Origin of the sequence: Cupriavidus necator N-1 (assembly GCF_000219215.1) — a bacterium.
GTDB classification, from domain to species: domain Bacteria; phylum Pseudomonadota; class Gammaproteobacteria; order Burkholderiales; family Burkholderiaceae; genus Cupriavidus; species Cupriavidus necator.
On the sequence record NC_015727.1, the window covers coordinates 934,111 to 946,354 of the forward strand.

Genomic DNA, 12,244 nt, shown 5'->3' on the forward strand with positions numbered 1-12,244 from the left:
AAGTGCTCTCGGCCAGACGGCACTCGATTGGGTCATACAGCCAGGCCTATGCCATGGTGAACAACCCTCGAAAGCATGATGCCGCGTCCTGCTGGAGCCGCCTGCTTCTCACAGCCCCTCTTCAGCGAATAGCTCTTCGCTCTGCTTGCGCAAGATATGCTTTTTGAGCTTTACAGTTGCTGTCAGGAACGTGCGTCGATGATGTTGTCGCGGACCGGTACAACATGTCGCGGGCAAGACAGCCGATACGCCGGTTCTTCGCCGGCGCGAGCAAGTCTTTCATGATTGTCTCCTCTTGATCTGGCCGTCGCTCACTCCCCCCGCGATTTCAGCCGGCGGGGTGTGTCATCTGTTCTTTTGCCGCCCCCTCAATCATTGGCTTGATGCTATCGATGGCGCCGCCGCCATCGCACGGAATGATCGCTCCCGAAACAAACGATGCTGCTGGCGATGCGAGAAACATGGCCAAGTTGGCGATATCAGCCGTCGTCCCAAGCCGACCGAGCGGGACTAGGCGCTGCACCGGAGAACCGCTCGTATCGTCCTTAGGCGCTAGGCGACGCATTCCTTCAGTATCGGCGATCGGTCCCGGCGAGATGGCATTGACACGAATGCCGGCACTACCCCATTCGATCGCGAGCACGCGGGTGAGCTGGTCGACCCCCGCCTTGGCGGCGCAGACGTGCGCTTGGTAGCGAATCGGAATGACGGACTGCGGCGCCGTGATGTTGATCACCGAGGCGCCAGGGCTGGCGAGGTGAGGGAAAGCTTGGCGCATCACATGAAACGTGCCGTTGAGGTCAATATCGACGACCACCTTGAAGCCATTGGAGGAAAGTTGGTTCACCTCGGCAAGGAAATTGCCGGCGGCGCCGGAGACCAGGACGTCGATCTTTCCGAAGCGCTCGCCGGCTGTCGCGAAGGCGCGCCCCACGGCGTCGAAGTCGCGCACGTCGGCCGTCACGCCCAGCACTTGCGCGCCGTGCGTACTAAGGGCCGCCACCGCGGCGTCCACATTCTCCTGCTTTCGGCTTGCCACGGTCACGTTGGCGCCGTGTTGCGCAAAGGCGTGGGCAATGCCCAGGTTGATGCCGGTAGTGCCGCCGAAGACAAAGACGTGCTGACCGGCGAAGTTGAAGGATATGGTCATGGAAAGGGCTCCCGTTAAAGTGGTTTTGCCCGCCGTCAGCGCGCAGCGCGCAATAGTTCCTCTGCGAAAATCATGCGGCGGATCTGGCCGGCTCCTTCAGATGCGCAGAATGCCCTGCTGCCGCTCGCCAAATGGCGCGTTGAGCGAGGCGGAAAGTGCCACCCCGAGCGCGTTGCGCGTATCGACCATATCGAGCACGCCGTCGTCGCGAAGCTCGGAGGTCTGGTAGTACACGCTGTTGCTGCGGGTATAGTCGTGATGAATCTGGTCGTGGATGGCCTGGATTTCCGCCGGGTCGGGCTGCTTGCCCTCGCGAGCCAGCGCTGCGATCCTGATTTGCGACAGCGTACGGGCTGCCTGTTCTGCACCCATGGTGGCACACTGCGAATGCGGCCACGCGAACAGGAAGCGCGGGTCGTAGCCACGTCCGGCCATGCCGTAATTGCCGGCGCCGAAAGAGGCGTGGCAGAGCACGCTGAACTTGGGCACGCGCACGTTGCTCTGCACCATGATCATCTTGGCGCCATCCTTGGTAATGCCGCGATGCTCGTAGTCGCGCCCGATCATGAAGCCGGTGATGTTATGCAGGAACAACAGCGGCACGCCGTCGCGGTCGCACAGTTCCATGAAGTTGGTGGCCTTCTCCGCCGCCTCGCTGAACAGCACGCCATTATTGGCCAGGATGCCGATCTTGTAGCCCCAGAGGTAAGCGTAGCCGCACACCAGCGTGGTGCCGTAGTCGGGCTTGTATTCATGAAACAGGCTGCCATCGACGAGGCGCGCGATGACCTCGCGCATGTCGAACTGCTTCTTGATGTCGTCCGGAATGATGCCGTAGAGCTCTTCCGGGTCATAGTAGGGCTCTTCCGGCTCGCGCGTGTCGACCGCCTGCTTGGGACGGCGGCGGAGCGTACCCACGATCTCGCGCGCCAGCGCGATGCCCTGGGTCTCCGAGTCCACCGCGTAGTCCGCCGTGCCGGAAATGCGCGTGTGAACGTCAGCTCCGCCCAGTTCGGCGGCGCTGATGTCCTCCCCGGTGGCGGCCTTGACCAGCGGCGGGCCGCCCAGGAAGACACCGCTGGAGCCGCGCACCATGATCGAATAGTCGGACAGCGTCGGCACATAGGCACCGCCCGCCGTGCAATGGCCCATGGCCACCGCGACCTGTTCCACGCCGGCGGCCGACAGACGGCATTGGCTATAGAACATATGGCCCCCCTCATGGAAGATATCCATCTGCATGGGCAGGTAGGCACCGGCGCTGTCGACAAGGTGCACGATTGGCAAGCGGTTCTCCAGCGCGATCTTGAGGGCGCGGATCGATTTCCTGGCACCCAACGGATAGACCGCGCCACCCTTGATGGCGCTGTCATTGGCCAGCACCATGACCTCGCGGCCGTTGACCACGCCAATTCCGGTGACGATACCCGCGCCCTTGATGTGCGCGTCATACTTGGCATGGTTGGCCGCCAGTGGCGACAACTCGAGGAACGGCGTGCCCGGATCGAGCAGCAGGTCCAGGCGCTCGCGCACCAGCAGCTTGCCCTGGTCACGCAGGCGCTTGACGTCGCGCTCCGGGCGCACGTGGCGCACATCGTGCATCATCGCCAGGAATTCCTCGCGCAGGCGCAGGTTGTGCGCGCGGTTGGCCTTAAACCCTTCCGAGCGGGTATTGATACGGGACTCGATGCGGCGCATGCTCATTTCTCCCTTGCCTCGAGCCGCACCAGCAGTGCGTCGCGGTCGAAAATGTCTCCCTTCGCGCAGGGGAGCTCCGCGACCACGCCATCGCGGGCCGCTTCGAGGTTAAGTTGCATTTTCATACTCTCGATTACGATCATGGTTTGCCCTGCGCTCACGCAATCGCCGACGGCGACGGCAAGCTCGACTACCGTGCCAGGCATCGGAGCCAGACATATGTCGCTCTCGTCTGCGTCGGTGCCAACGCCCCGCACCGGATCGCGCAGCGTGACCGTCCACGCGCGCCCGAACGCGTGCACATAGGCAGTCTCGCCATGTTGGGCGACCCAGACGGCATGGGTGCGGCCGCCCAGTGTGAGGGCCAGCGCGCCGTCCGGCGTGTCAGCCTTCACTACGTCGACTGCCACGCCATCGACTTCGACACGCCCGCCGTGGGTGTCGCGCACAATCGCAACTTGGTGGCGCGCACCAGCGCCCAGTTCCGCTGTCAGCTTCATCCGTTCCTCCAGTTGCCCATGGCACCGTGCACCGCCGACGGCGCAAACCGTGCATCAGTCAGCGTGCGATTGGTCAGCAAGGCTGCGGCAAGTACCACGGCGGCCTGCTCCGGCGTCGGTGCCGGCACCTGCAGTGCTGCCTTGTGTTCTTCTAGAAAACTGGTGTAAGTGTTACCGGCCACAAATTCGGGATGTGCCAAGACACGCTCAAGGTACGCGGCGTTGGTCGTCACCCCAAGCGCCACCGTGCGCTCCAGCACGGCACGCATGCGCTCGATCGCTTCGGTGCGGGTGGCGCCGCGTACGATCAGCTTGGCCAGCATCGGGTCGAACGCCGACGTCACGCTATCGCCCTCCTGCACACCCGCATCGAGGCGGAATCCGTCCACCTCCGGAGGGCGGAACATGCGCAGCCTGCCGGTGGCAGGCATAAAGTCGCGCTCGGCGTCCTCGGCGCACAAGCGGCACTCGATTGCATGCCCCTCAAGCCGGACTTCATCCTGCCGGAAGCCCAGCGGCTCGCCTTCGGCAATGCGGAGCTGCTCGGCAACGATATCCAGCCCGGTGATCATTTCCGTGACGGGATGCTCCACTTGGATGCGTGTGTTCATCTCGAGGAAGTAGAAGTCGCCCGAGGCATCAACCACGAATTCCACTGTGCCCGCCGAGGCATAGCCTACATCTCTGGCCAGCGCTACCGCCTGGGCGCCCATTGCCTGGCGCAGAGACTCGTGGACGAATGACGATGGCGCTTCCTCGATCACCTTCTGGTGGCGGCGCTGGATCGAGCACTCGCGCTCACCAAGATGGACCACGTTGCCGTGATGGTCGGCCAGTACCTGGATCTCGATATGGCGCGGGCGTTCGATGTACTTTTCGAGAAACACACGCGCATCACCGAACGCTGCCTGTGCCTCACTGGTGGTGCGCTCGAAAGCGGCACGACAGGCCTCCTGGTCGGCGTCGTGGATGACCCGCATACCCTTGCCGCCCCCACCGGCGCTGGCTTTCAAGATGACTGGGAAGCCGATGGAGCTCGCCACGTCAAACGCATGGCCGGCATCGCGAATCTCCCCGTCGTAGCCGGGAATCGTGTTGACGCCAGCCTGCTGAGCGATCCGCTTGGAACGGATCTTGTCGCCCATGGCATCGATCGCGTCCGCGCCGGGTCCGATGAAACGTACGCCCGCCGCATCCAGCGCGCGGGCGAACTCGGCGTTCTCGGAAAGAAATCCGAAGCCCGGGTGCACCGCGTCCGCGCCCGTGGCACGGCAGGCCGCCAGGATGTTGTCGATTGACAAGTAGGCGGCCACCGGCGTCGCACCATCGATCCGATAGACTTCGTCGGCCAGGCGTACCGCCAGCGTGTCCAGGTCCGCTTCGTGATAGACGACGACTGCGCGCTTGCCCAGGCGCCGGCAGGTGCGAATGATGCGTGCCGCGATTTCACCGCGGTTGGCAATCAACACCGTATGGATGGGAGTCATGGCTGTGAGGCTCCTGATTGCTCTTGCTTAATGTTCTTCGCCCGAATGCTTGCCGCGTACGCCGCCAAGGGCCCGTCCGGCGCCAGCCAAGCAGCAGGGACGCGAATCGGCAGATCCATCAGCATCTGCGCGTAGCTCTTGCCCTGCGGGTCATAGCGCAGCGACGCGATGCCTCCACCGCCCAGCACGCCGCCCAGCAGGAAATTCAGCGCGTGGAAGCCCGGCAGCTCCCAGCGGCGCACGGTGCTGGGGAGGTAATGCCGGAAGAAGGCGCCGACCCGTTCGGCGGATAGCTCGCTCCGCAGCACTGGCAGGAACTCCGCGCGTCGCGCGATGATGCCAATGTTGGCGTCGTTGCCCTTGTCGCCGCTGCGGCCCCAAGCCAAGGCGATCAGCGGGACTTCGACGGTCGGGGAAAGATTGGGCGCGATCGCCGCCGAGTTTGGTATCGCCGACGCCTGTTGCTCGAATGGCGTCCCCGGTGCGACGACGACGGGTAAAACGGTGCCGCCCATTTCCACCCGAACCGGGACCGTGTTCTTGTCCAGAAGGAAAGAAAACAGGCGGACCACCGGCGAGGGCGACGGCCGGCCGCCGAACAGGCCGGTAGTACCCTGCGCCATTGCGACCCCAGCCTGCGTCATCTCCCGGCCGAACAGGTCCAGCGCACTCTTGTCATCGTGGCGCAGCCCGATCTTCAGTACCACTTCGCGCGCACTATCGGCATGGCGGCCCGCGGCGCCGTAGGTGTCTTCGGCGCCAATCACCTCGACCGACGTTTCGCGATAGTCCGCGCGTCCCGCCGCGAGGTTCAGGCGGCGAGTGCGCTCAACGAGAGCCTGCCCCATGCGGCGAGCCTTGGCGCCGGCGTCGCGCCCGGCCACCATCATGGTGGCAATGACGCGCCAACCGTCGGCATAGGTGGCGCTCACCTTGTAGGTTGGTGTAGGCGCTCGTCCACGCGCGCCGCGCACATGCACGCGGTCCGGGCCTGCCTGCGTGAGCCTGACCTCGGTGAAATCGCACACCACATCCGGCAGGACATAAGCGGCAGGGTCACCGATTTCATACACGATCTGTTCAGCTACGGTAGCCGTGGTCACCAGGCCGCCGGTACCGGCTGGCTTGGTGACCGTAAAACTGCCGTCGGCCGCGCACTCGACGATGGGATAGCCCATGTCTTCCCAGCCCGGAACCTCGGCCCAGTCGGTAAACAACCCACCTGTACATTGCGGACCGCATTCGATCACATGACCTGCGAGGCTACCCGCCGCAAGCAGGTCATAGTCGGTGTCGCGCCAGCCAAATTCATGCATCAGGATGCCAAGCGTGACTGCCGAGTCCACGCAGCGCCCGGTCAGCACGATGTCGGCACCTGCATCCAGCGCCGTGGCAATAGCGCGCGCGCCGAGATAGGCGTTGCAGCTTTGCAGGTGACGGGGAAAAGCCGCTCTCGTGAACATTTCAGTCGGTGCAAGCGCGGCGATCTCCTCAACCAGCGGCATCAGGTCGTCGCCTTCGACGACGGCGACGCGCAGCGTCACGCCTGCGGCTTCGGCTGCCAGGGCCAGCGCCTGGCGGCATGCCCGCGGGTTGATGCCCCCGGCATTCGACACCACGCGAATGCCGCGCTCGGCAATGGCTGGCAGAAGCGGGGCGAGGGTCTCAACGAAGTCGGGGGGATAGCCCAGCTCCGGGTTCTTTGCCCGTGCGCGTGCGAGCAGCGACATTGTGATCTCGGCAAGATAGTCCGACACCAGATAGTCAATCTTGCCGCTATGAACCAGTTGGGCCGCAGCTTGCGCACTATCCCCCCAAAAGCCGGAGGAGCAACCAATAGCTACCTTGCGATCATTCATGGCGCCCCCTCTGCACGCTCGCCCAACGTGGCTTGCGCTTTTCGGCAAAGGCGGCCATGCCCTCGCGCGCTTCGTCGCTGCCGGCCAGCCGCTCAATCATCAATTCGGCGTAGGCGAGGGTCTGGTCGACGGACATGTCCTGCATCAGGTCAAGCGCCTGCTTGCCCAGCCGCAGGGCATTGGGCGAGTTGGCTTCGAGTCGGGCAATGACATCCGCCACATGACCGTCCAGTTCTCTGGCCGGCACGGCGCGATTGATCAGGTGGTAACGCTGGGCCTCTTCCGCACTCAGGGGCTCGCCCAGGAAAGCCATCTCCCAATAGCGGCGCCGTGGCAACTGACGGATCAGGTAGGTCGTGATCATCATCGGGAACACGCCTACCTTGACTTCAGGTGTACCGAAGCGTGCGTGCGCCGCGGCAAATGCCAGGTCGCAGGCCGAGACCAGCCCCAGCCCCCCGCCCAGTGCGCTGCCATTGATGCGGCCGATGATCGGCTTGTGGCAGTCGCGCATCGCCCGGTACACCTGTACCAGCGGATTCTCGGCTCGTCCCGTGGCGAACGTGCCGCCGGCATCGCCCTTCAGGTCAGCCCCCGCGCAGAAGGTGCGATCACCGGCTGCGGTTAGCACCACTGTGCGAATGGTGTCGTCGCCTGCGGCGTCACGAAACGCGTCGGCAAGTTGCGAAGTCATTGCGCGATTCAGCGCGTTGTGGGCATCCGGCCGGTTTAGGGTGAGCCAAAGCGCATTGTCCCGGCGCTCGACAAGAATGGATTCAGGCATCGACTCTCTCCAATCAGGAAAAAAAGCGCAAAAAATGGGCTGCCGCCAGCCAAGGAGGGCGGCAATAGCTTCTCGCATGCCCAGGCAAAGAAGGTCTCGAGCGCTTTACCCTCGGCCGCCATGTCGGCGGCAAAGTCTGAAGCCGCAGATCACCGCCGGCCCAAAACGCCTCACCCTGCGCGCGCAGCAAGACCGAGCGGGTCGGCCCGCCCTACTGCGCGTCAGACAGGCGCTGTTCAAAGCTCGCCAAAACACGCCTCGTTCATCACGTTGCGCATGTGAGGTGCTCGAAGCGTCACTTGACGTGCAGCAGTCAGCGTGGAAATTCTCGTTCACCTGTCTCCTCCTTCTGCTCCGGCACTAGCGCAAGTGGCGCACCCCGGTTTTGGTTTGAGGAAGTCTAGGAGTGAGGATTAAAAAAAGCAAGCGATTGGTTTATTTGTGTCATACACTTCAGACCGTGGTTCCAAGGGGCTGGATCCATTGCTTGCCCAGACCGATAGTCCAGGCGCTCCGTCTAGAATGGCGCCCGCCTCCAACCAAGTGACATTGAGCAAGAGATATGGCGCGACCGAAACGCGAAGACATCAATGACGTCAATCGCCGCAATGACCTCGTCGTCACAGCGGCGTTGCTGTTCAAGGAGAAGGGCTACCATGGCACGACCATGCGCGACATCGCGCGGGCCATCAACATGCAAGCGGGCAGCCCCTTCTATCATTTCGCCAGCAAGCAGGACCTGCTGTTCGCCGGTGTGGAAGAAGGACTGCTTGGATGCTTGGCCGAACTCGAGGCGATCGATCCCCAGGCGATGTCGGCACTGGATTACTTCCGGGCGCTGGCGCGCGCTCATCTTCGACGCCTGCTCGAAACGCAAGGCGGGATGGCGCCGATGGTGGTGGATGAATGGCGCTATCTGGAAGGCCCACAGCTTGAAGCCGTGCTGGCGATACGCTATCGCTTCGAGGCATTGTGGCAGGCCGCGCTCACTCGACTCAAGGATGCCGGCCACATCAGACGTGCGGACGCGATGGCCTGCCGCTTCTTCCTCAGCGCCTTGCATGGCACGGTGCGTTGGTACAGGCCGGATGGTCCTTTGTCGCCTGACGAAATTGCCGACGAACTCGTGGATTTCACGCTCTGCGGCGTCTCAGATTGCTGAAGTAAATCAGCGTCATGCCCGAAAAAGGTTAGTGACCCCGTTACCGCAACGTCCCAGCAGCTTACGAGCGTCTCGCAGCTTCCAACAATGCGCATGATTGATTCAGACTGCCATGTGCCCGGGGACCTCTCTAACAGGCCTTTGCCCAATCCGTCGGCAGCGCGTTTCCGCCCTAAAGCGGCGGCAGCAATAGCGGCGGGTCACCACAGGAGGGTTTCCCTTGCAAAACCAGTCCATGATCGGTGCCACGCGCGGCACCCTCGCCGGTGCGATTTCCCCGCCAGGCCCCGCCACTCTGGCACAGCGCAGCCTGCAAGCGGTGTGGCATCCGTGCACTCCGCTCAAGCCGGGCGGCGCCGCTGAGCCACTGGCGATAGTGCGCGGCGAAGGCCTCTGGCTCATCGATGCCGATGACCGGCGCTATTTCGACGCCACCAGCTCCTGGTGGGTCAACCTGTTCGGCCATGCCAATCCGTTCATCAACGCCGCGCTCAAGGCCCAACTCGACACGCTCGAACATGTCATGCTGGCCGGCTGCACCCACGCTCCGGCGGTTGAGCTGGCCGAACGCCTGTCGGCCCTGACCGGCGGCGCGCTTGGCCATGCCTTCTATGCCTCCGATGGCGCCTCGGCGGTGGAAATCGCGCTCAAGATGAGTTTCCACTACTGGCGCAACACCGGCCTGCCGGCCAAGCGCGAGTTCGTCTGCCTGCGCAACGGCTATCACGGCGAGACTATCGGCGCGCTGGCGGTCACCGACGTGGCCATTTTCCGCGACGCCTACGACCCGCTATTGATGCAGTCCCATGTGGTGATGTCACCCGACGCACGCCAAGCCGGCCCCGGCGAATCGGCCGCCGATGTGGCGCAACGCGCGTTGGGCGAGTTCGAAGCGCTGCTGCGCGAGCGCGCCGGGCAGATCGCCGCCATCATCATCGAGCCGCTGGTGCAATGCGCCGGCAGCATGGCCATGTATGATCCCAGCTACCTGGACGGCGTGCGCGCGCTATGCGACCGCTACCGCGTACACCTGATCGCCGACGAAATCGCCGTTGGCTGCGGGCGCACCGGCACCTTCTTCGCGTGGGAACAGTCGCGCGCGGAGGAAGCGCCGCTGCCCGCGCGCCTATGGCCCGACTTCCTGTGCATGTCCAAGGGCATCAGCGGCGGCTACCTGCCGCTCTCGGTGGTGCTGTCGCGCGCAGCCATCCACGAGGCCTTCGTCGCCGACGACGTAGGGCGCAGCTTCTTGCATTCGCACTCCTACACCGGCAACCCGCTGGCCTGCCGCGCGGCGCTGGCCACGCTCGATCTGTTCGAGCACAACCAGGTCATCGAACAGAACCGCTTGCGCGCGCAATGGCTTGCCGCGGCCATGGCGGCGCTCGGCGCTGACGCGCGCCTGGCCAATGTGCGTCAACGCGGCCTCATCTGGGCCGCCGACGTGCACCCAGAGCTGGCCGGCGAAGGATTTGCCGCGCGCTTCCATCAGGCGGCGCTGGCGCGGGGCGTGCTGGCGCGCCCGATCGGCAACACCCTCTATGTTCTGCCGCCCTATGCGTTCGACGCCGCTCAAGCCCAATGGCTGGCGCAGCGGCTGCATGCCGCGCTCGATTTTGTGCTAGATCCTTCGCCCGCCAACGAGGTGTGCCATGCTGCTTGATCGACTCACCCAGGTCGCCGCCGAGCGCGCCGGGCGAGCGCTGACGCGCCGCCGCCGCACCGCTCACACCGCCTGCGCACCACTCCAGAGCACCAGCGACGGGCACGGCGAAGCGCGCCCGCTGCTCGGCTTCTGCAGCAATGACTACCTAGGGCTCGCCAACCATCCGGCGGTGATCGAAGCGTTTGCCCAAGGTGCCCGCCGCTATGGCGCCGGCAGTGGCGCCTCCCATCTGGTGAGTGGGCATTCGCTGGCTCACCACGAGCTGGAGGCTCATCTAGCGCGGTGGCTCGCGCCGCATATTCCCCAAGCGCAGGCGCTCTACTTCTGCACTGGCTACATGGCCAATATGGGGGTTCTCAGCGCTCTGGGCACGGCTGACGCCATGCTGTTCTGCGACAAGCTCAATCATGCCTCGCTAATTGACGGCGCACTGCTTGCCCGCGCCACGGTAAGACGCTACCTGCATTGCGATACCGCCTCCTTAGCAAGGCTATTGGCTGCCAGCAACAGCCCGCTAAAGCTGATCGTCACCGACAGCGTGTTCAGCATGGATGGCGACATGGCCCCGCTGAAGGCGTTGCTGGCACTGGCCGAGCGCTACGACGCGTGGATCATCGTCGACGATGCGCACGGCTTCGGCGTGCTGGGCGAGCAGGGCCACGGCGTGCTGGAAGCGCTGGGACTGTCGTCCGAGCGCTTTATCTATATCGGCACGCTGGGCAAGGCTGCGGGCGTGGCGGGAGCGTTCGTCGCCGCGCACGAGGCCATCATCGAACACCTGGTCAACACCGCGCGGCCGTATATCTACACCACGGCCGCGCCGCCGGCTGTCGCGCATGCGCTGCTGGCCAGCCTGGCGATCCTCGAAGGCGAGGAAGGCAAGCAGCGCCGTGCGCAACTGACGCGCTGCATCGCCATGCTGCGCGACGGGCTGGCGCGACTAGCCGCGATCGCAGGCTGGACGCTGGGCGACAGCGAGACCGCGATCCAGCCGCTGATCGTCGGCGACAACGGCGCCGCGCTGGCGCTGTCGGCCACGCTGGAGGCGGATGGCATCCGCGTCGGCGCGATCCGGCCGCCGACCGTGCCTGAGGGCACCGCGCGGCTGCGCATCACGCTGTCGGCTTCGCACACCGAAGACGATGTGCGGCGCCTGCTGGATGCCCTGAGCGCCGCCGTGGCGCAGCGTGAGGCCGCATGAGCACGCGCGCGCCTTTTGCCTGCTTTGTCACCGGCACCGATACCGGCGTCGGCAAGACTCACGCCAGCGCCACGCTGCTGCATGCGCTCCATGCCGCCGGCTACCGCACCGCGGGCATGAAGCCCGTGGCCAGCGGCAGTGAGTGGCGCGACGGCCATTGGCACAACGACGACGTGGCGCAGTTGCGCGCCGCCAGCTCGGTGGCGGTGCCGCTGGGCCAGACCTGCCCGTTCCTGCTGCGCACCCCGTGCTCGCCGCATCTGGCCGCCGCGCACGAGGGCGTGCGCATCACGCGCGCACCGGTCCGCATGGCCTTCGACGCGCTGCGCCGCCAGGCGGACGCGGTGGTGGTGGAGGGCGTGGGCGGTTTCAACGTGCCGCTCGACGCAGGCGCCGTGCGCTGGAACACCGCCGACCTGGCGGTGATGCTGGCGGTACCGGTGGTGATGGTGGTCGGCATCCGGCTCGGCTGCCTGAACCACGCCGTGCTGACCGCCGAAGCCATCCGCGCGCGCGGCCTGCCGCTGGCGGGCTGGATCGCCAACCGGGTCGACCCGGACATGCTGCTGGCCGACGAGAACATCGCCACGCTGCACGCGTCGCTGGACGCGCCTTGCCTGGGTGAACTGCCCTGGCAACTGGCGCCCGCCGCTGCCGCTGGCCGGCTCGACCTTGCGCCGCTGTTCGCCGCCGCCACCCAATACCAAGCCGAGGCCGCCGGCCTTGCTGCCTGAACC

At 65.0% G+C, this 12,244-nt stretch carries 11 protein-coding genes; 4 read left to right on the forward strand and 7 right to left on the reverse strand.

Translation table 11 applies throughout. The features are described from left to right. Positions 1-121: 121 nt before the first annotated feature. From CNE_RS41625 to CNE_RS34280, 7 genes are all read right to left on the reverse strand, one after another. Positions 122-283, reverse strand: coding sequence for a hypothetical protein (locus tag CNE_RS41625; protein WP_158310044.1), 162 nt, complete (start codon positions 281-283; stop codon positions 122-124). A 45-nt stretch (positions 284-328) separates the two neighbouring features. Next, positions 329-1,150: an SDR family oxidoreductase gene (locus tag CNE_RS34255; RefSeq protein ID WP_013959338.1), complete on the reverse strand. Its 822-nt coding sequence runs from the start codon at positions 1,148-1,150 to the stop codon at positions 329-331. Between the two features lie 96 nt (positions 1,151-1,246). Continuing rightward, positions 1,247-2,848: an acyl-CoA carboxylase subunit beta gene (locus CNE_RS34260; protein WP_041229288.1), complete on the reverse strand. Its 1,602-nt coding sequence runs from the start codon at positions 2,846-2,848 to the stop codon at positions 1,247-1,249. Between the two features lie 2 nt (positions 2,849-2,850). Next, positions 2,851-3,348 (reverse strand): acetyl-CoA carboxylase biotin carboxyl carrier protein subunit, encoded by a 498-nt coding sequence (locus CNE_RS34265; RefSeq protein ID WP_013959340.1) that lies wholly within the window; start codon positions 3,346-3,348, stop codon positions 2,851-2,853. After that, a complete protein-coding gene (locus CNE_RS34270) occupies positions 3,345-4,835 on the reverse strand; it encodes an acetyl-CoA carboxylase biotin carboxylase subunit (RefSeq protein WP_013959341.1) in 1,491 nt (496 codons plus the stop codon). The genes CNE_RS34265 and CNE_RS34270 overlap by 4 nt, the downstream gene beginning before the upstream one ends. After that, positions 4,832-6,694 (reverse strand): acyclic terpene utilization AtuA family protein, encoded by a 1,863-nt coding sequence (locus CNE_RS34275; RefSeq protein ID WP_013959342.1) that lies wholly within the window; start codon positions 6,692-6,694, stop codon positions 4,832-4,834. Before CNE_RS34275 ends, CNE_RS34270 begins: the two co-directional genes overlap by 4 nt. Then, positions 6,687-7,478, reverse strand: a complete 792-nt coding sequence (locus CNE_RS34280; protein WP_013959343.1) for an enoyl-CoA hydratase-related protein — start codon at positions 7,476-7,478, stop codon at positions 6,687-6,689. Before CNE_RS34280 ends, CNE_RS34275 begins: the two co-directional genes overlap by 8 nt. A gap of 562 nt (positions 7,479-8,040) precedes the next feature. On the opposite strand from CNE_RS34280, the gene CNE_RS34285 reads away from it, so the two are divergent. The 4 genes from CNE_RS34285 to bioD all read left to right on the forward strand — a co-directional run bounded on the left by CNE_RS34285 (position 8,041) and on the right by bioD (position 12,241). Beyond that, the gene (locus CNE_RS34285) at positions 8,041-8,640 is read left to right on the forward strand and encodes a TetR/AcrR family transcriptional regulator (protein ID WP_013959344.1); all 600 of its coding nucleotides are present in this window, start codon (positions 8,041-8,043) and stop codon (positions 8,638-8,640) included. Positions 8,641-8,875: 235 nt separating this feature from the next. After that, entirely contained in the window at positions 8,876-10,303 is a 1,428-nt protein-coding gene (bioA, locus tag CNE_RS34290) for an adenosylmethionine--8-amino-7-oxononanoate transaminase (RefSeq protein ID WP_041229073.1), read from the forward strand. After that, positions 10,293-11,507 carry an 8-amino-7-oxononanoate synthase gene (gene bioF / locus CNE_RS34295; protein ID WP_013959346.1) on the forward strand — a complete coding sequence of 405 codons (1,215 nt, stop codon included), beginning with the start codon at positions 10,293-10,295 and terminating at the stop codon, positions 11,505-11,507. The genes bioA and bioF overlap by 11 nt, the downstream gene beginning before the upstream one ends. After that, positions 11,504-12,241, forward strand: coding sequence for a dethiobiotin synthase (bioD, locus tag CNE_RS34300; protein WP_013959347.1), 738 nt, complete (start codon positions 11,504-11,506; stop codon positions 12,239-12,241). Before bioF ends, bioD begins: the two co-directional genes overlap by 4 nt. Positions 12,242-12,244: the final 3 nt, after the last annotated feature.

Excerpts from the sequence above, each read along its gene's own strand:
- CNE_RS41625 (WP_158310044.1), bottom strand. The coding sequence starts at position 283 with ATGAAAGACTTGCTCGCGCCGGCGAAGAACCGGCGTATCGGCTGTCTT.
- CNE_RS34270 (WP_013959341.1), bottom strand. The coding sequence starts at position 4,835 with ATGACTCCCATCCATACGGTGTTGATTGCCAACCGCGGTGAAATCGCG.
- CNE_RS34280 (WP_013959343.1), bottom strand. The coding sequence starts at position 7,478 with ATGCCTGAATCCATTCTTGTCGAGCGCCGGGACAATGCGCTTTGGCTC.
- CNE_RS34255 (WP_013959338.1), bottom strand. The coding sequence starts at position 1,150 with ATGACCATATCCTTCAACTTCGCCGGTCAGCACGTCTTTGTCTTCGGC.
- CNE_RS34285 (WP_013959344.1), top strand. The coding sequence starts at position 8,041 with ATGGCGCGACCGAAACGCGAAGACATCAATGACGTCAATCGCCGCAAT.
- bioF (WP_013959346.1), top strand. The coding sequence starts at position 10,293 with ATGCTGCTTGATCGACTCACCCAGGTCGCCGCCGAGCGCGCCGGGCGA.
- CNE_RS34265 (WP_013959340.1), bottom strand. The coding sequence starts at position 3,348 with ATGAAGCTGACAGCGGAACTGGGCGCTGGTGCGCGCCACCAAGTTGCG.
- CNE_RS34275 (WP_013959342.1), bottom strand. The coding sequence starts at position 6,694 with ATGAATGATCGCAAGGTAGCTATTGGTTGCTCCTCCGGCTTTTGGGGG.
- CNE_RS34260 (WP_041229288.1), bottom strand. The coding sequence starts at position 2,848 with ATGCGCCGCATCGAGTCCCGTATCAATACCCGCTCGGAAGGGTTTAAG.
- bioD (WP_013959347.1), top strand. The coding sequence starts at position 11,504 with ATGAGCACGCGCGCGCCTTTTGCCTGCTTTGTCACCGGCACCGATACC.
- bioA (WP_041229073.1), top strand. The coding sequence starts at position 8,876 with ATGATCGGTGCCACGCGCGGCACCCTCGCCGGTGCGATTTCCCCGCCA.